The following is a 17862-nucleotide window of genomic DNA, read 5'->3' on the forward strand; positions in this document are numbered from 1 at the left end:
AGCGTGCGGGCGTCCGGCGACGTGACGAAACCCGGCGCCCCGGCCCGCAGCGTCGCCCACGGCTGGCCGTGCGCATCGACGCCGCCGAGCACGAAGAACGGCAGTTGCGCGAAAAACGTCCGGTGCTGGTCCGGCATGAAGCGCCGAATCCCGCGCCGGCCGGCCGCGCTCGCCGCGTCCGTCACGCCCGCGCGCTGCTGCACGGCAAGCTCGCCCGCATGAAACGGCGCGGTGTCGAGTTCCCAGCCCGGTACGACGGCGGTCGGCGCATTCATCACGTTCTCCTGAACAGGCGCAGTGGCAGTAAGCGTCAAGCGGCGAGCAGGCCGGCGCGCGTCGTCGGCATCGCGACGAAGCCCGGCAACGCCTCGATACGCGCCAGCCATGCACGCACGTGCGGATACGGTTCGAGCGACACGCCGCCTTCCGGTGCGTGCGCGATGTACGTGTACGCGGCGATGTCCGCGATCGTCGGCTGCGCGCCGGCCGCGAACGGCTTGCCGGCCAGCTCGCGATCGATCACGTCGAGCACCTTCGCGGCTGTGCGCTTGGCCGCTTCCGGGTCGAGCGTCGCGCCGAACACGGTCACGAGCCGCGCGGCGGCCGGACCCGACGCGATCGGGCCGGCCGCATACGACAGCCAGCGCTGCACGACAGCCGCGCCTACCGGGTCGTCGGGCAGCCAGTGCGCGTCGCCGTAGCGCTTCGCGAGATACACCAGGATCGCGTTCGAATCGGCGATCACGGTGCCGCCGTCGTCGATCACCGGCACCTGCCCGAGCGGATTCAATGCGAGAAACGCCGGTTCGCGCTGCGCGCCGGCCGCGAGATCGACGTCGATGGTCTTCGACGGCAACCCGAGCAGCGACAGGAACAACCGGACGCGGTGCGCGTGCCCGGACAGCAGGAACGAATAGACGCGGATCGGCGAGGCGGGCTTGCTGGCGGCAGACATGGAAACACTCCGGAATCTCGCGCCGCCGGGGATCGGCGACGAACGGCTCCAGCGTAACGCTCGCCGTTCGTCGCCAGAAGACGGATAATCACTGAAACATTATCCTCTTCTATAGGACAATCGACGATGGCCGATCTGCGCGACGTGAACCTGAACCGGCTGGCGATCTTCGTCGCGGTGGTCGACGCCGGCTCGCTGACGGCCGCCGCCGAGCGGCTCGGCCTCGCGAAGACGGTCGTCAGCACGCACATGCAGCGCCTCGAATCCGAGGTTGGCGCGAACCTGCTGGTGCGCACGACGCGGCGGCTGAGCGTGACCGACGCGGGACGCGTGTTCTACGACGCATGCCGCGACATCGTGCGCGCGACCGAAGCCGCGCTCGACGCGGTGTCGTCCGACGCCGGGCCGCTGCGCGGCACGCTGCGCGTGAGCGTGCCGATCGACTATGGCGCGCTGGTCGTCGCGCCGGCCGTCGTCGCGCTGCGCGACCGGCATCCGGCGCTCGCCGTCGAATTGGTCGCGAACGACCGCGTGGTCGATCTCGTCGCCGACAACCTCGACGTCGCGATCCGCATCGGGCGGCTTGCCGATTCCAACTATCGCGCGGTGCAGCTCGGCACCTACGAGAAATGGCTGGTCGCGAGCCCGGCGTTCGTCGCGCGACACGGGCTGCCGCGCGACCCCGATGCGCTTGCCGCGCTGCCGTTCGTGATGCTGTCGTCGCTGCCGCGCCCGCATACGCTCGAACTCGACGACGCACGCGGCGGCCGCGCGTCGGTGCGCTGCGTCGCGCCGGTCGTGTCGAACACCGCGACCGCGTGCCGCGCGATCGTGCTCGCGGGCGGTGGCTTCGGGCTGCTGACGGATTTCTCGACCGCGGACGACGTCGCGGCCGGGCGGCTCGTGCGGCTGTTGCCGGGCTGGCGCACGGCGCCGGCCGGCATTCACGCGGTGTATCCGTCGACGCGGCTGCCGTCGCCGAAGGTGCGGGCGTTCATCGAGGCGATGAAGGGGAAGCTAGGGGAAGCGCCGACAACGCCTACGACAAAGCGCTCACGGTCGAATTAGCAAGCCGCGTGGTTCATTGCGCGCTTACGGTGTTCAACGGCAGTGCATTCGCCGATAACGGCGAGCCGCTCCGCCGATGTCGTCAGCAGACGCCGCATCAGATTTTGTTGGTTCGCCTCCGCACCCAATGCGCCAACATCGCGAGCAACAGGCAAGCCACACAGGCTGGCCAATACGCGACCCAGACCCACGCGCTCCGTTCATGGGCTGCGCTCCAGACGAAGCAGGCACACAGCAGGGTTAGAGCGATCAACGAGAAAGCGAAGCGGGATTTCTCGAGCATCCCGGCTGAATGCATCGCCCAAAGCAAGACCGCAGGAAGCAACAGATAGCCCCAATAGAATGCCATCGTCGTCAGTTCATCCGACGGCCGGCGGACCAGATTCGATATGTCAACCACCGTCATCACCGACCCGAACGACATCATCAGAAAAACTGCCACACTCAGGTATACGAAATATCGGCCGTCGTAGTCGACATACCTTGCTCTCACGATCACTCCCTGGTCGATGACGTCAGCCCGCTCCCTATTGCAATGGATCGCGGGACCATCGATCCCTCACGACAACCGCAGCAATGAAGCGGGACCATTCCACATCCACCACGGCGCCACCCTAACGTAACGGCTCGACCGACGGTGACGTGAAGCCGCTTTCCATTGTGCCGGTCAACGAAGCGCTCCGACAGGTCCAGCTCCAGCGCTCGAAGTTGTAGTTCGTCTGCATCCAGCGATTGCCGACGGCATCACCGCCGGGCTTGCGAATCGACCAACCCAATTCGGTATCGTAATGTGCTTCATCGCGTTCGTTGGTTACGACGCCCTTGGTATCGACAACGGCCTCGCGCGTCGCGCCGCCCTCGATCTGTTGAGGCCCCTGCTTCGCGCCGACCAGGTCGTGCGCGTACAACTGACGAAGATGCTCGACGCATGCGTCGAAACTGGCGAACGATTGCGGCGGCATATCCACCGGCGGCAAATGGCCGCTCGCGGAAACGGACGATGCAAACGACGTCGCAACGCTCAACCAGAGAAGGCAGGTGTTGAAGTGCTTCATGTTCGAGGTTCCCGCGTATGCCCAAGCGCCAGCTCCGGGTCGACAACTGCCCGCTAGCGAGCGCTTTTTGGCAGGCTGCAATCGGTGTAATAGAGACGGCACGCGGTATCGCCATCCGTCTGGCAGATCGCCATGCCTTTCTGTATGGCTTCTTCCCTGGTGCCAGCACCGGCCGTACTGAATCCTTTGCTTCCAACGATCATGGCTCCGCAGCCGTTGGAGTAGGTCAACTGAACTTTGCAGGTAGTCCCGCCCTTGGCCTGGCAATCTGCCATCGCCGTGCGCGCGGCTCCGCGTTCGCTTTCCCCGCCGATGGCCGTGCCGAGTACGCCCTTTACACCATCGGTCGCGATCGCTCCCCACGTCGTCGCCAAGCTGAACGTGGGCGCCTGCTGTGTGGGCGCCGCCTGCGCGCGCGGGGCCGGGCCACAAGACGTCGCGCTATAGGGAATCCAGCCTGACGGACATGCCACTTGGGCGTGCGCGGTGATACTGATACCGACCAGGCAAGCGATTGAAAGAATTTTGGATCGCATGTTCTCTGTAACGCGTCTAGCGCTTTTCGTGTTATTCCAGTCGCCGGGTTTTCACGGTACTCGATGGGCTGAGATAGCCCAGGGAGCCCTTGATCCGTTTGTCGTTGTACCGACCTGCTCCCCGCGTTTGGTACGGTAATCAAAGCGAATCGACGAACGCGAGCAATCGGCCCGCGCGCGCGGTAACGTACTGACTATCCGTTGTGAAGTGGCGATACTTTCGCAAACGCCGCCTCTTTCATGGCTGGATGCGCGTGCAAATGCGTGCAAATATACCCGAGTTGTTTCGACGGATTCATGCCCGAGCCGCAGTTTCCGACGCCCGCTACCTGCCCGTTCCCAACGTCCCCAGCAGCACCTTCCTGCAACTCGCGATCATCTGCGCCTCCGGATCGCGATAGTCGGTCAGCAGCCACGCCGCGCCGACGTTCGTCATCGCGCCCACCAGCGCGAGCCCGATCAGCCGCTGCTCGGTGCGCTCGGCAGGCGTGACGGCCTCGCCCGGCGCGCCGATCGCCATGATCAGCTTGCCGAAGTCGATCAGCATGCGCTGGTACGTCATGTCGGTATCCGCGCTCACGCCCATCACCTCGAGCAGCAGCACGCGCGCCGCGCACGGGTCGCGCAGAAACGCGAAGAATGCGGCGAGCCCCGCGTCGACGCGCTCGCGCAGCTCGCCGCCGCGCGCGGCGACCGCCTGCGCGACCGCATCATGCAGCTGCTGCGCGTGATGCAGGTAAGTGCAGCGCAACAGATCCTCGGTGCTGTCGAACGCCGCGTAGAAATAGCGATCGTTCAGCTTCGCTTCCTGGCAGATCGACCGCACGGTCGCCTTGCGGAAACCCACCGTACCGAACACGCGCGTCGCCGCACGGATCAACGCATCGCGCCGCTCGGCGGCCCGCACCTCGGGCGCCACGCCGCCATACGCCCGGCCCCTTTTTTCCGTTTCGAGTGCTTTCTCCATTCCGCTATTTGACATCAGGACACCCGAAAACTAAAGTGGTGACGAACAACACCACAATAGATGCGCCGCCGGTGCAGCGCAAGCGGAACGGGAGGACGACGAATGAAGGGGTTTTCCGGCAAGGTCGCCGCGATCACGGGCGCCGGTTCGGGCATGGGCCGCAGCCTCGCGGTCGAGCTTGCGCGGCGCGGCTGCGAGGTCGCGCTCGCCGACGTCAGCGAAACCGGGTTAGCCGGCACGGCGGCCGCCTGCGCGCAGCACGGCGTGCGTGTGAGCACGCGGCGGCTCGACGTCGCCGACCGCGACGCGGTGTTCGCGTGGGCCGATTTCGTTCGCGCCGAGCACGGCAAGGTCAACCTGATCTTCAACAATGCGGGCGTGTCGCTGGCCGCCAGCGCCGAAACCGCGCGCCTCGCCGATCTCGAATGGATCGTCGGCATCAATTTCTGGGGCGTCGTGCATGGCACGCAGGCGTTCCTGCCGCATCTGCGCGCATCGGGCGACGGCCACGTCGTCAACACGTCGAGCCTGTTCGGGCTCGTCGCGATGCCGACGCAAAGCGCGTACAACGCGACCAAGTTCGCGGTGCGCGGCTTCACCGAAGCGCTGCGGATGGAACTCGAACTCGACGGCGCGCCGGTGAGCGCGACCTGCGTGCATCCGGGCGGCGTCGCGACGAGCATCGTCGACGCGGGCCGCGTCGATACCAGCATCCACGCGCTGACGGGCCAGGACGAAGCGACGCATCGTCGCCAGGCCAACCGCCTGATCAACGCGACGACGGCCGACGAGGCCGCGCGGCAGATCCTCGCGGGCGTCGAGCGCAATGCGCGCCGCGTGCTGGTCGGCGCCGACGCGCGCCGGCTCGATCGGATCGCGCGCCTGCTCGGCGCCGGTTACCAGTGGCTGATGCTGCGCCACGTGCGCCGCGCCCGCGCACGCAACCTCGAACGCGCCCACGCCCCGGCCACGCGCCCCACCACGCCGACCAAGGATCTCGCATGACCTCGACGACGACCGACCGACGCGACGCGCCGTCCGCCCGCGACACCCGTCGCGACAGTGGCGATAACCACGACAGCCGCGACCTCGACGTGCTGATCGTCGGCGCCGGCCTGTCCGGCATCGGCGCCGCCTACCACTTGAAGCAGCGCTGCCCGCATGCGAGCGTGGCGATCGTCGAGGCGCGCGACGCGATCGGCGGCACCTGGGACCTGTTCCGCTATCCGGGTGTTCGTTCGGATTCCGACATGTTCACGCTCGGCTACAGCTTCCGCCCGTGGCACAGCGACAAGGCGATCTCCGACGGCCAGACGATCCTCGACTACATCCGCGACACCGCGCGCGCCTACGGCATCGACAAGACGATCCGCTACGGCCAGAAGGTTGTCGCGGCCGACTGGGATTCGAACCGCGCGCGCTGGACGGTGCGCATCGAGCGCACGCGAGACGGCGCGACCGACGCGCTCGTCTACACCTGCCGCTTCCTGTTCATGTGCAGCGGCTACTACGACTACGACGCCGGCTACCTGCCCGACTGGGCCGGCATGGACACGTTCGAGGGCCAGCTCGTGCATCCGCAGCACTGGCCGAAGGATCTGTCGTACGCGAACCGGCGCGTGGTCGTGATCGGCAGCGGCGCGACGGCCGTCACGCTCGTGCCGTCGATGGCGGCCGACGCGCAGCACGTGACGATGCTGCAGCGCTCGCCGACCTACATCGTGTCGCTGCCCGCGCGCGACAAGATCGCGAACGCGCTGCGCCGCGTGCTGCCGTCGCGGCTCGCGCACCGGCTCGTGCGCGTGAAGAACGTGCTGCTGACGATGTACCTGTACAACGTGTCGCGCCGCAAGCCCGACCAGACGAAGAAATTCATCATCCGCGCGGCGAGCAAGCAGCTCGGCCCCGACTTCGACGTCGCGAAGCACCTGACGCCGCGCTACATGCCGTGGGACCAGCGCGTGTGCCTCGTGCCGAACGGCGACCTGTTCAAGGCGATCCGCGCGGGCCGCGCATCGATCGTCACCGACGAAATCGAGCGCTTCACGCCGACCGGCCTCCAGCTGAAGAGCGGCCAGCAGCTCGACGCGGACGTGATCGTCACCGCGACCGGGCTGAAGGTGAAGATGCTCGGCGGCGCGCGCGTGACGGTCGACGGCCGCGCGGTCGATTTGCCGGAGACGGTGTCGTACAAGGGGATGATGTACAGCGGCGTGCCGAACCTCGCATCGTCGTTCGGCTACACGAATGCGTCGTGGACGCTGAAGGCCGAGCTGATCGCGCGCTACGTGTGCCGGCTGCTCAACCACATGCGCGCGAACGGGTACGACACGTGCGTGCCGCGGCTCGGCGCGGGCGATCTCGGCGACGTGCCGGCCGTCAACCTGAGCTCGGGCTACATCCAGCGCGCGGCCGGCATCCTGCCGAAGCAGGGGCATCGCAAGCCGTGGAAATTCCACCAGAACTACGTGCTCGATCTCGCGTCGCTGAAGTTCAGCGCGCTCGCCGATTCCGCGATGCAATTCGAACGCCGCGCCCAAACCGGCCCGGCCGCTACCGCACCGGCTGCCGAACCCGCACTCGAAACCCGCTGAGGCCGACATGACTCCTACGCTCCATCTGATCCAGAACGTGCTGCTCGGCGTCGTCGCGGTGCTCGCCGCGCTCGCGCTGTTTTCCGCTTACGTGGCCCGTCGCGTGACGCGGGCGTTTCCGCCCGAAGGCCGCTTCGTCGACATCGACGGCGATCGTATCCACTACGTCGAATACGGCAACGGCCCGCCGATCGTGTTCGTCCACGGGCTCGCGGGGCAATGGCGCAATTTCGCGTACCTGCCGCTCACGCGGCTCGCGCAGCAGCATCGCGTGATCCTGCTCGACCGCCCGGGCGCCGGCCGCTCGCTGCGCGGCGCGGCCTCGCAGGCGAACGTGTTCGCGCAGGCCCGCACGGTCGCCGCGTTCATCGACGCGTTGCAGCTCGACAAGCCCGTGCTGGTCGGCCACTCGCTCGGCGGCGCGATCGCGCTCGCGGTCGGCCTCAACCATGCGGACCGCGTGAGCCGGCTCGCGCTGATCGCGCCGCTGTCGCACGAGCAGACCGAGCCGCCCGCGCCGTTCAAGCCGCTGATGCTGCCGTCGCCGCTCGTGCGCCGTTTCGTGTCGTGGACCTTCGCGATCCCGCTGACGATCCTGACCGGCCGCAAGGCCGTGCGCCAGGTGTTCGCGCCGGAGGCCGTGCCGCGCGACTTCCCGGTCAAGGGCGGCGGCCTGCTCGGGATGCGTCCGCACGTGTTCTACGCGACGGCGACGGACCTGCTGTCGGCGCCCGTCGACCTGCCCGCGATGGAGCGTCGCTATGCGGAACTCGCGCTGCCGGTCGACGTGCTGTACGGCCGCGCCGATCCGATCCTGAACTGGCGCGAGCACGGCGACGCGCTCGCGAAAAAATCGGCGCGCGTGCGGTTGAAGGTCGTCGAGGGCGGCCACATGCTGCCGGTCACGCTTCCCGAAGCGACGGCCGACTGGCTGCTCGAAGTCGCCGCCGCGCCGGCCGACGTCGCCGCGCAGCCCGTGCGCATCGCGTAGGTCGCGGCAACGCAGCGGGGCCTGATTCCGTGGCGGGCAGCCGGCGCCGCGACGGAATCAGGCTTCGTCGTCGGGTATCGACAGCCCGAGATCCGAGAGCACCTCGCGCGCGCTGCGAAACGCCTCGACCGCGGCCGGCGCCCCGGCGTACAGCGCGCTGTGCAGCAATACTTCGCGAATCTCGACGAGGCTCGCGCCGTTGTTGAGCGCGCCGCGAACATGCCCCTTCAGCTCCGTGCCGCGGCCGAGCGCCGCCAGCATCGCGCACGTGCACAGGCTGCGCGTCTTCAGGTCGATCCCGCCCCGCTGCCACGTGCTGCCCCACGCATGTTCGTTCAGCCAGTTCTGCAGCGGACGCGAAAAGCCGTCGAGGTCGCGCATCGCGCGCTCGACGAACGCCTCGCCCATCACGTCGATCCGCCGCGCCTTGCCGTATTCCCTGTCCTGTTCGCTCATGTCGGTGTCCTGGTGGTTGGAAGTCGTGGCCGCTGCCGCGCCGCCGGCGGCCGGGGGATGTCGCGCCATGTTCAGCGGGACGGCGCGTTTCGTCAAAAATGCGGGCCTCGGTTCGCGCAGCTCGCGTAACGGGCGGTCGAACGCTACGTAACATCCCGTCGCGCGTTACGGCGCCTTACGGGAACATCGCAGCCGCGACGCTCGCGCACCGCGCGCGCCTGTCGCGCGAAACCGCCATTCCTCCGTTTAAATCGCATCGATATTCCCGATTTCCGCAACAAATCGCGACACCGTTTCGCGAAACCTGTCATGGCGCGGAATTTGCAGAGAAGGCCTGGACACACTTCCAATGTCGAGGCCAACATGCAGAATCTCTTCAAGAAGACGACGGTAACGATGGCCGTCTCGTCACTGCTCGCGCTGTACGGCTGCGGCTCGGTCGATGGACCGACGACCCCGCCGACGATCAAGCCGAGCACGTCCGGGACGAGCGGCACTTCGGGGACGTCGGGGACGTCGGGCGGCGGTTCGTCGGGGACGTCGGGCGGAGGTAGTTCGGGGACTTCGGGGTCGTCGGGGACTTCCGGTACGTCGGGTACTTCTGGCACGTCGGGTACTTCCGGTACCTCGGGCACCTCCGGTACTTCGGGCACCTCCGGTACCTCAGGCACCTCCGGTACTTCGGGCACTTCCGGCACCTCGGGCACTTCCGGTACCTCGGGCACTTCCGGTACGTCGGGCACTTCCGGTACCTCGGGCACTTCCGGTACTTCGGGCACCTCCGGTACCTCGGGCACTTCCGGCACCTCGGGTACTTCCGGTACCTCGGGCACTTCCGGTACGTCGGGCACTTCGGGCACCTCGGGCACCTCGGGCACCTCGGGCACCTCGGGCACGTCCGGCACGTCCGGCACCTCGGGCACCTCCGGTACCTCGGGCACCTCCGGTACCTCGGGCACTTCCGGCACCTCAGGTACTTCCGGCACCTCAGGTACGTCCGGCACCTCCGGCACCGGCGTTACCCCGCTCGGCAATGTCCTCCAGAAATCCGGCAACCTCGTGACGGCGCTCGGTACGACGGTCGTAAACGGCGGCGGTCAGATCGGCGGCGTGCAGATTCCCGGCACGAACCCGACGACGGCCACCAGCATCGGCAACGCGGTCGGCAGCCTCGGCAACGGCGTGCAATCGCTCGGCAACGGCATCGCGGCCGGCCTGGGTTCGATCGGCGTGTCGGCGAACCCGCTCGGGCCGACGATCACGTCGACCACCGGCCTGCTGACCGGCGCCGGCGGCGCGGTCAACAACCTCGGCAATGCCGTGACGAGCCTCGGCACCGGTCCGCTGTCGCCGCTCGCGCCCGCGACGACCCTGGTCGGCAGCCTCGTCAACACGGTCGGCACCGCGGTCAACTCGACCGCATCGGCGCTGAACACGGCACTGAACAGCTCGCCGGTCCAGCAGCTCGAAACGCAGCTCGGCAAGGTGATCAACCCGATCACGAACACGTTGACCGGCGGCGTCACGACGCCGGGCGCCACGCAGACGCTCGGCGGCGTGACGCTGCTCGGCACGCCGCTCAACGGCCTGCTGAGCACGCTCGGCAGCGGCCTCGGGCTCGCGGGCACGAAGGTCGGCGGCGCGACCGACAACCCGGTCGGCGCGGGCCTCGGCGGCGTCGTGACGCAGCTCGGCAACACGGTGACGTCGACGGGCGGCCTCGTCCACGACAACAACGCGGGCAGCTCCAGCAGCGGCACGGGCGGCAGCAATCCGCTCGCGCCGATCACGGGCCTGCTGGGCACGTTGACGGGCGGCCTCGGCGGCGGCAGCTCGAGCGGTTCGGGCGGCACCAGCGGCACCAGCAGCGGCGGCCCGCTCGCACCGATCACCGGCCTGCTCGGGACGGTGACGGGCGCACTCGGCGGCATCGGTTCGAGCGGCACCAGCGGCACGGGCGGAACGAGCGGGACCGGCGGCACCAGCGGTACGGGTGGCGCAGGCCTCGGCGGCCTGCTGGCGCCGGTCACCAATCTCGTCAACTCGCTGACGCCGCTCGGCGCGAGCCTCACCGGCACCGTCACGACGCCGGGCGGCAACCTGTCCGGCACGCTCGGCGGGGTGCTGACGAGCGGCCCGGTCGGCACGCTCACGGGTGCGCTGGGCACGCCGGCCGGCTCGGCCGGCGCCACCGGCACGGTCAGCCCCGGCGGCGCAGCAGGCACCGTGACGACGCCGGGCGGCAGCGGCTCCGTGGTGACCGGCCTGACCGGCAGCACGGGCGGCGCCGCCGCGGGCGGCACCGGCAACCTGCTGTCGCCGGTGACCAACCTGCTCGGCGGTCTGCTGGGCGCCGGCACCAAGAAGTAAGCGGTAGCGCATCACGTATCAGAACGACAGGCCAATGGCCGGGCGCGCATCCATACAAAGCCCGGCCGACGGCCGGCGTCACCCGCCAAGCGGGGGCGCCGGCCCTCATCCCTACGAGGATCCGATCATGAACTCCACGCTCGACGGCATCGTCGCTGCCCCGGACCGCCCACCCCGTTCCGCCACGCCGTTCCGCGCCGGCCTGCTCGGCATCACGGCCGGACTCTTCGCGCTGTGGATCACGCGCGATCACCCGGCGCTCGACGCGGCCACGCGCGCGGTCATCGCGAGCCTCGCGATCATCGGCACGATCGCGCTGCACGAACTCTTCATCTCGCGCGTCTACCTGCGCCCGAGCGCGGGGCTGTCGCGGCAGGCCGTCCGGCCGCTCGGCATCGCGCGCGTCGCGACGCGGCTCGGCGCGCTGACGTCGATCTACGCGGGCATCGGCGCGATCTACTGGCTGCTGCCCGAATACCACGGCGCGTTCTACCTTCCGTTCTGGTCGCTGCTGCGCTCGCTCGCGCCGTACGTGATCGTCGCCGCGCCGTTCTACTTCGCGTGGATGGACCGCCATCAGCGCGAGACCGACGACGCGTACCTGCTGTGGGGCCGCTTCCTGTTTCGCCGCGAGCAGCCCGCGAGCTGGAAGCCGGTGCGCGAGATGCTGGCCGGCTGGGGCGTGAAGGCGTTCTTCCTGCCGCTGATGACCGTCTATCTGTCGAAGGACGCCGATCACCTGAGCGCGTCGCTCGCGAACGCGATGCACGCGCCGATGACGATCGCGACCTTCGTGTTCATGTACGACCTGTCGTTCACGATGGACCTGATGTTCGGCACCGTCGGCTACCTGTGCACGTTCCGCATCCTCGACAGCCACGTGCGCACCGTCGAGCCGACGACGCTCGGCTGGGTCGCCGCGCTGATCTGCTACCAGCCGTTCTGGTCGCTGATCTCGAACAACTACATCCGCTACGAAGGCTCGATGTTCTGGGACAACTGGCTGCTGTCGGCGCCGACGCTGCGCGTGATCTGGGGCACGGTGATCATCCTGCTGCTGTTGACCTACGCGCTGTGCACGATCTCGTTCGGGCTGCGGTTCTCCAACCTCACCAACCGCGGGATCATCACGTCCGGCCCGTACCGCTTCACGAAGCATCCGGCCTACATCACGAAGAACCTGTCGTACTGGATGGTGTCGGTGCCGTTCGTCGAGCCGCTCGGCTGGCAACTCGGGCTGATGCACTGCGCGGGGCTCGTCACCGTCAACCTGATCTACTACACGCGCGCGAAGACGGAAGAGCGTCACCTGATGCGCGATCCCGACTATCGCGCGTATGCCGAATGGATCGCGCAGCACGGGTTGTTCGCGCGGATCAGGCAGGCGTTTGGTGGGCGGCAGCCGGTGTGACGCGCCGCTTCCCGGCCGGGCTGCCGATGCATCGACCCGGCCGGGAACGCGCACATTCGCGTTCATCCGCGCGTACGCTTCAATGCGGCGAGCGCGAGGACGCATGCCGTCGGCGCGACGAAACAAAACGCCGCCAGCGGCCACGGCGTATCGCCGGGCAGCACCAGCGTCACGAACGTGCCGGCCCCGCCGACGATCAGGCTCTGCACGCAGTAATACAACGCGACCGCCGTCCCCGCCGCGTCGTCGAAATCCCGAAGCGCGCCGTTCGCCGTCACCGACGACATCAGCACGATGCCGATCGCGACGATCCACATCGGCATCACGAACGAGACGAATGACGGCGCCATCAGGGCCGTGCACGCCGCCAGCGCGGTTGCGCCGGCCATCATGACACCGGCGCCGCGCACGAAACAGCCCGGCCCCCCCCAGTTCGACACGAACCATCGCGCAAAGCGCGCGGCACCGATCATCACGATCGCGACGGTGGCAAACGCCACGCTGAATTCGGTGCGGGAATAGCCGGCCTGTCCGACCAGCACACGCGGCGCAATCGAAAAGAACACGAAAAAAGCGCCCATGGACGTGCCGAAACCGAGCGAATAGACGAGGAAAGAAGGACTGCGCAGGATCGATACGGCGGATTGCCGCGGCTTGCCGCCGGCCTGCTGCCGGGTTTCGTGCCAACGCGACAACGCGCGGTAGAACGCCAGACATCCGGCGCCGCCGAGGGTCATGAAGATCGCGCGCCATCCGAAACCGTGCGCAATGCCTGCGCCAAGCATCGGCCCGAGCGCCGGGACGAACGCGAGGATCGCCCCGAACTGGCTGTAGAGGGTGCTGCCTTCCGGACGGTCGGCATACACGTCGCGCACCGTTGCAAAGGTCGCCACGAGCGCTGCCGACGCGCCCAGCGCCTGCAGCAGGCGCAATGCGACGAACACGCCGCCGCTGCCCGCCATTGCAAGCGCCAGCGAAGCCACCGAGAACAGTAGCGCACCGCCCAGGAGCACGGGTCGACGTCCGAGCCGGTCCGACAGCGGGCCGAACATCAACTGGCCCAGGCCGAGGACGACCATGTAGACGCTCAGCGTCAGTTGCACCATGGCGGGCGACGTGTGCAGCGCCGACGGCATCTCCGGAACCACCGGCAGATACACGTCCATCGCCAGCGACGCGAGGAGATCGAAAGGGGCCATCAGCAGCAAGGCCGACGGCAGCGAGTAAGCCCATGCGGGCGTGGTTCGGGTTTGATCAGGCATGACGAAGCATCCGCTCGGAAAAGGGAAATCCGGCGGCAATCTGCCTGCTGAGTCATCGACGAGAGGAGATCGCCGCAACAACCGGGTGAAGCACGTTGTTGCGGCTCAGCGATCCGTGGACGGGCCCGCTCCCATGGTCAGATCCTTGTGGGGTTCGTTCGCGGTGAAGTGTATGCGATCTCGCGGCATGAATGGGGGGTGCTGCCGGAAACCGCTACGCGATCAACCGCGGACTTCGTGGCGAATCATGGCGTGTCCACAGCCCCCTCATGCGGCCAATTGTCGCGAAACACCGCGATTCTCTGCTTTTCGTCGCTTTTCTCCGCCAGTCCGATTGCCCGCCCCCAGTGCGTCGCGTATGGTGCTGGCCGTCCGCGTACGATCCGTCGCCGGACACCCGACCGTCGTCCCGCACGACGGCCGTGCGGGCCGTGCCCGCCGCTCACCGTCTCCGCGATGCCGCCCGCCGGCGCCGCGCATTCATGAGGAAAGAGGCGTGATCCACAAAGTCCTGATCCTGTTCGCACTCTGCATCGCGGGCCTCGCCGCGATCGCCGCCGGTTTCCAGCACATCCCCAGCTGATTCGCGGCCCCGGCTCGCTTCGCCGAGCCCGGGGGCCGCTTCCATTTCCGTTTCCCCGTTGCCATGAATCCCTTTCTCGATGCGCCCGAGACGGGCGCCTTTTGCCATGCGTATCGACGTACAGCATTCCCAGCACGACATCGACGACGAACTCGACACCCTGTATGAACGTCTCCACCAGCCGGGCCATCGCCTGCACGGCCTGCCAGCCATCGCGCTCGGCCGCTCGGGCCTGATCGTCCGCCACCGCGAGGCGGACGGCGAATACTTCCTGTACGTCGAAGATCCAGCCGCGCGCCAGCTCGCCGGCTACACGGTGTTCAACCGCCTGCCCGAACTGCCGCGCCGCGCCGACCGCTACCTGCGCGCGCCGCACACGCGGCTGCGCGGCTCGGCGCAACGCAAGGGGCTCGCGACGACGCTGTATCGATGGGGGCTCGACGCGGGCCTGTGCCTGATCAGCGGCGCACGCCAGTCAGTCGGCGCCGCGCGGCTGTGGACCGCGCTCGCGCACGATTACCGGCATGGCTTCGTCGATGTCGAGGGCCGCGCGCTGCGCTATCTCGGCGAAGCCGTGGCCGACGACGTGCACGGCGCGCTGCATACGCGGCGGTTGTTGCTCGGCAACGGATGGACCCTCGGTGAACTGGCGCAAGCTACCGGGATGACCGGCGTCGATGCCGCCGAATATGCGAACGTGAACGTGCGGCGCGGCGAACACGAACGACATTCCGTGCGGAGCGTCGGCCACGCGCGGCCCGTCGCTCATACGGCTCACGTGACTCATGGGGCTCACGCACCGATGCGATAATTCGCCGGAGCCGCGCGCCGCCGCCGCGCGAGCCACCTACCCACCCGTTCCGCGATGGCCAACGAAACCCGAACCGATTCCGAGCGCTCCCTCGACATCGTCGCGCTATGCGGCAGCTTGCGCGCGCAGTCGTACAACGCGGCGCTGCTCGATGCAGCCGCACGCGTTGCCCCACGCGGCATGCGCATCGCCCGCTTCGATCGTCTCGGCGAATTCCCGTTGTTCAATCCCGATGCCGAATACCCGACGCCCGCCGCGGTGCGCGACCTGATCGACCGCCTGAACGCGGCCGACGGCGTGCTGATCGCCAGCCCGGAATACGCGCACGGCGTAACGGGCGTGATGAAGAACGCGCTGGACTGGGTCGTGGGATGCGAGGCCGTCGTGTACAAACCGGTCGCGGTATTGAACGCGTCGCCGCGCGCGACGCATGCGGACGCGGCGCTGCGGGAAACGCTGTCGGTGATGTCGGCGCGCATCGTCGAGCCCGCCTCGATCGCGTTGCCGATCCTCGGAAGCCGGCTCGATGCGGCGGGCATCGCCGCGCATCCGCCTTTCGCGTCGGCGCTCGTTGACGCATTGCACGCGCTGCGCGCGGTAATCCACGCCCCGGCTGCCGACCGATAGGCGATCCACACGCTGAACGCGTGCGCCGTTGCGTTATCGCGCCTTGGTACGCGTCGTCTTTCTCGCCGGCTTCGCCGCCTTCGCACGTGGTGCTTCCTTCTCGGGCTGCGTGCCGCCGCCCGCGAGATCCTCGAGCCACGCGAGCGCATCGACGTACGACAGGAACTGCTGCAGGTATTCCGGCGACAGGTCGCGCATCGTCGCGAGCGAGCGGTGCACGAGGCTGTTCGAATTGAGCGGCCCCGCGTTGCGCGGCACCTGGTCGAGCGACTGGCGGTATTGCTGTTCCGTGCGGACTTTCGACCACATCGTGCGGAAGTAGTCGATCAGTTCGGGATCGAGCCCGCGCCGGTCGGCCTGCGCATCACGCGCGAAGCCTTCGACGAGCGCGGCAAGCGCGCCGCGCGCGGGCACGCTCGTCGCGGCTTGCACCGTCTCGCGCGGGGCTTCGGCATCGTCGTCGCGCGCGACGCGCTTCGCAAACCCATCGATTAACGTCGCCAGCCGCACATCGAGCAACGCGCGTGCAGCGCCGTCGAGCACAGCCGCGCGCCGTTCGAGCGCATCGATCCGATGAAAACCTACCGGATCGAGCCGGTCGGCGCCCTGCTCGCGCCATGCGTCGAGCATCGCGCGAACCTGCGTCGCGTCGCCCGTCACTTTGCCTTTCCTCCGTTCGACGCCGACTTGCGCGGCACCGGCGCGATTTCCACGCGGCGGTTCTTCGCGCGGCCTTCATCGTCCGCATTCGAGCTGACCGGCTGTTCGGAACCGAACGCGGCCGCGAACACCGACGACGCCGGCACGCCGGCATCGATCATCGCGCGCGTCACGGTCAACGCGCGCTTGGCCGACAGTTCCCAATTGTCCGCGAACAGGCGGTTGCCCGCGTGCACCTGCTGGTCGTCCGCGAAGCCGCTGATCATCAGGATCTCGTCACGGGTCTTCAAGTACGTGGCGAGCGGGCCGGCCAGCGTCTTCAGCAGGTCGCGGCCCGCGGGCTGCAACTGATCGGAGTTCAGCGCGAACAGCACGTTGCCGCTGATGCCGATGCGCCCGTTCACGAGCGTCACGCGGCCGGCCGCGAGCGGCCCGGCGAGCGCCTGTTCGAGCGACTTGCGCTGCTGCGCTTCAAGCTGGCGCGCGCGCACCGCTTCCTCGAGCTTCGACGTGAGCTGAAGCTGCATGCCGATCACGCCGACCAGGATCAGCACGAACGCGCCGAGCAGCACCGACATCAGGTCGGCGAACGCGGGCCATACCGGCGCCGAAGGCGCGCCGCCGTCGATTTCGTCGTGCATGCGTTACGCTCCGACGCTCGCCCGCCGGCCGGCGAGCTGTTGCAGATCCTCGACGATCTGCTTCTGCGACATCACGCTCAGGTCGATCACCTCGCGCGCCTGCGCGACGTAGTACTCGAGCTGTTCGTCGCTGCGCGCGAGCGATTTCTCGAGCGCGGCCTCGATGCGCTGCAGATGCGTCAGCAGCTTGTCGTTCGATTCGCCGAACACCTGCACGGCCATCCCGAATGCATCGCCGAGGCTCGCCACTTCGACGGCCCCGGCCGTGACCTGCGCGGCCACCGAATCGAGCTTGCGCGTTTCGGCATCGACGGTGTCGTTGAAGCGCGCGCCGACGCGGTCGAGCAGATCGGCCGACGTGCTGACGAGCGCGTCGATCGCGGCGCGCTGTTCGGTCGACGCGTGGTTGACCGCGCCGAGCAGCGTCTCCAGCGTCGCGAGCAGGCGGCTGCGTTCCTCGAGCGTCGCGGTGTCGCGCACCATGCTGTCGGACAGGCGCTGGCGCAGCTCGGCGACGACGTCGGCCGCGGCTTTCGGCGCTTCCGATGCGGCCTGCACGAGACGCGCGATTTCGTTGATCGTGTCGCTCGCGTGCACCTGCGCCTGCGCGGTGATGTCGTTCGCGGTGCGGGTCAGCGTGTCGCAGATGTCCTGCTGGCGCGCCGCGGCCTGCGCGCTCGTCTGCGCCCATTCGTCGCGCAGCGCGGTGGCCATCGCGGCGAGCGAATCGTTCCAGGCGGACAGGCGAGCTTCGTCGCGGGCGGCCAGTTGCGATTGGAGGGCTGCGTGCGATTCGCGGATCGTCGTCAGCAGATCGGTCGAGCGTTGTTCGAACGTCGACGCCTGGACGGCGAGATCGCGCGTCGTTTGCGCGA

General features: G+C 68.2%; 19 protein-coding genes and 1 pseudogene. 8 read left to right on the forward strand and 12 right to left on the reverse strand.

Features of this window, described 5'->3' with window-relative positions; translation table 11 throughout:
• The coding region (locus tag JMF86_RS24230) for a pyridoxamine 5'-phosphate oxidase family protein (RefSeq protein ID WP_201317164.1) at positions 1 to 275 on the reverse strand (275 nt) is incomplete at its 3' end.
• Positions 276 to 310: 35 nt separating this feature from the next.
• Positions 311 to 955 carry a glutathione S-transferase family protein gene (locus JMF86_RS24235; protein ID WP_011548332.1) on the reverse strand — a complete coding sequence of 215 codons (645 nt, stop codon included), beginning with the start codon at positions 953 to 955 and terminating at the stop codon, positions 311 to 313.
• A 126-nt stretch (positions 956 to 1081) separates the two neighbouring features.
• Between JMF86_RS24235 and JMF86_RS24240 the strand changes: the two genes are divergently transcribed.
• Positions 1082 to 2023, forward strand: coding sequence for a LysR family transcriptional regulator (locus JMF86_RS24240; RefSeq protein ID WP_011548333.1), 942 nt, complete (start codon positions 1082 to 1084; stop codon positions 2021 to 2023).
• A gap of 97 nt (positions 2024 to 2120) precedes the next feature.
• Here the strand turns inward: JMF86_RS24240 and JMF86_RS24245 are convergent, their stop codons facing one another.
• The 4 genes from JMF86_RS24245 to JMF86_RS24260 form a co-directional block, all read right to left on the reverse strand.
• On the reverse strand, positions 2121 to 2516 hold the full coding sequence (locus JMF86_RS24245; RefSeq protein WP_125381446.1) for a hypothetical protein: 396 nt from the start codon (positions 2514 to 2516) through the stop codon (positions 2121 to 2123).
• A 121-nt stretch (positions 2517 to 2637) separates the two neighbouring features.
• The gene (locus tag JMF86_RS24250) at positions 2638 to 3078 is read right to left on the reverse strand and encodes a hypothetical protein (protein ID WP_011548334.1); all 441 of its coding nucleotides are present in this window, start codon (positions 3076 to 3078) and stop codon (positions 2638 to 2640) included.
• 53 nt (positions 3079 to 3131) lie between these two features.
• Positions 3132 to 3614: a DUF4189 domain-containing protein gene (locus tag JMF86_RS24255; RefSeq protein WP_011694659.1), complete on the reverse strand. Its 483-nt coding sequence runs from the start codon at positions 3612 to 3614 to the stop codon at positions 3132 to 3134.
• Positions 3615 to 3939: 325 nt separating this feature from the next.
• Positions 3940 to 4596: a TetR/AcrR family transcriptional regulator gene (locus JMF86_RS24260; protein WP_006479640.1), complete on the reverse strand. Its 657-nt coding sequence runs from the start codon at positions 4594 to 4596 to the stop codon at positions 3940 to 3942.
• 87 nt (positions 4597 to 4683) lie between these two features.
• Between JMF86_RS24260 and JMF86_RS24265 the strand changes: the two genes are divergently transcribed.
• From JMF86_RS24265 to JMF86_RS24275, 3 genes are read left to right on the forward strand one after another with little or no spacing between them, the layout of a single operon-like run.
• Complete coding sequence (locus tag JMF86_RS24265; protein WP_011548335.1) at positions 4684 to 5586, forward strand: SDR family oxidoreductase; 903 nt, start codon at positions 4684 to 4686, stop codon at positions 5584 to 5586.
• Entirely contained in the window at positions 5583 to 7175 is a 1593-nt protein-coding gene (locus JMF86_RS24270) for an NAD(P)/FAD-dependent oxidoreductase (protein ID WP_011548336.1), read from the forward strand. The genes JMF86_RS24265 and JMF86_RS24270 overlap by 4 nt, the downstream gene beginning before the upstream one ends.
• A gap of 7 nt (positions 7176 to 7182) precedes the next feature.
• Positions 7183 to 8166, forward strand: a complete 984-nt coding sequence (locus tag JMF86_RS24275; RefSeq protein WP_011548337.1) for an alpha/beta fold hydrolase — start codon at positions 7183 to 7185, stop codon at positions 8164 to 8166.
• A gap of 57 nt (positions 8167 to 8223) precedes the next feature.
• Here the strand turns inward: JMF86_RS24275 and JMF86_RS24280 are convergent, their stop codons facing one another.
• Positions 8224 to 8622: a carboxymuconolactone decarboxylase family protein gene (locus tag JMF86_RS24280; protein WP_027805544.1), complete on the reverse strand. Its 399-nt coding sequence runs from the start codon at positions 8620 to 8622 to the stop codon at positions 8224 to 8226.
• A gap of 363 nt (positions 8623 to 8985) precedes the next feature.
• On the opposite strand from JMF86_RS24280, the gene JMF86_RS24285 reads away from it, so the two are divergent.
• Positions 8986 to 10992, forward strand: coding sequence for a collagen-like triple helix repeat-containing protein (locus JMF86_RS24285; RefSeq protein ID WP_201317165.1), 2007 nt, complete (start codon positions 8986 to 8988; stop codon positions 10990 to 10992).
• A 127-nt stretch (positions 10993 to 11119) separates the two neighbouring features.
• On the forward strand, positions 11120 to 12403 hold the full coding sequence (locus JMF86_RS24290) for an isoprenylcysteine carboxylmethyltransferase family protein (protein ID WP_011694658.1): 1284 nt from the start codon (positions 11120 to 11122) through the stop codon (positions 12401 to 12403).
• A gap of 62 nt (positions 12404 to 12465) precedes the next feature.
• Here JMF86_RS24290 and cml read toward each other — a convergent pair whose 3' ends face one another.
• Both cml and JMF86_RS24300 read right to left on the reverse strand, forming a co-directional pair.
• Complete coding sequence (gene cml, locus JMF86_RS24295; RefSeq protein ID WP_011548342.1) at positions 12466 to 13665, reverse strand: CmlA/FloR family chloramphenicol efflux MFS transporter; 1200 nt, start codon at positions 13663 to 13665, stop codon at positions 12466 to 12468.
• 442 nt (positions 13666 to 14107) lie between these two features.
• Positions 14108 to 14356 carry a hypothetical protein gene (locus JMF86_RS24300; RefSeq protein ID WP_124591469.1) on the reverse strand — a complete coding sequence of 83 codons (249 nt, stop codon included), beginning with the start codon at positions 14354 to 14356 and terminating at the stop codon, positions 14108 to 14110.
• On the opposite strand from JMF86_RS24300, the gene JMF86_RS24305 reads away from it, so the two are divergent.
• Both JMF86_RS24305 and JMF86_RS24310 read left to right on the forward strand, forming a co-directional pair.
• Positions 14355 to 15059: a histone acetyltransferase gene (locus JMF86_RS24305; protein WP_172593276.1), complete on the forward strand. Its 705-nt coding sequence runs from the start codon at positions 14355 to 14357 to the stop codon at positions 15057 to 15059. The two genes, JMF86_RS24300 and JMF86_RS24305, sit on opposite strands and share 2 nt — an antisense overlap.
• Positions 15060 to 15113: 54 nt before the next feature.
• Positions 15114 to 15686 carry an NADPH-dependent FMN reductase gene (locus tag JMF86_RS24310; protein WP_011548344.1) on the forward strand — a complete coding sequence of 191 codons (573 nt, stop codon included), beginning with the start codon at positions 15114 to 15116 and terminating at the stop codon, positions 15684 to 15686.
• 33 nt (positions 15687 to 15719) lie between these two features.
• On the opposite strand, the gene JMF86_RS24315 is transcribed toward JMF86_RS24310, so the two are convergent.
• The 3 genes and pseudogenes from JMF86_RS24315 to JMF86_RS24325 all read right to left on the reverse strand — a co-directional run.
• Positions 15720 to 16346: a DUF2894 domain-containing protein gene (locus JMF86_RS24315; RefSeq protein ID WP_041489422.1), complete on the reverse strand. Its 627-nt coding sequence runs from the start codon at positions 16344 to 16346 to the stop codon at positions 15720 to 15722.
• On the reverse strand, positions 16343 to 16987 hold the full coding sequence (locus tag JMF86_RS24320) for an OmpA family protein (RefSeq protein ID WP_006479648.1): 645 nt from the start codon (positions 16985 to 16987) through the stop codon (positions 16343 to 16345). The genes JMF86_RS24315 and JMF86_RS24320 overlap by 4 nt, the downstream gene beginning before the upstream one ends.
• 3 nt (positions 16988 to 16990) lie before the next feature.
• A pseudogene (locus JMF86_RS24325) lies at positions 16991 to 17862 on the reverse strand (DUF802 domain-containing protein); the annotation flags it as partial.

The sequence above is a fragment of the Burkholderia sp. E168m15 genome, assembly GCF_016586105.1.
Classification (GTDB): Bacteria; Pseudomonadota; Gammaproteobacteria; order Burkholderiales; family Burkholderiaceae; genus Burkholderia; species Burkholderia orbicola.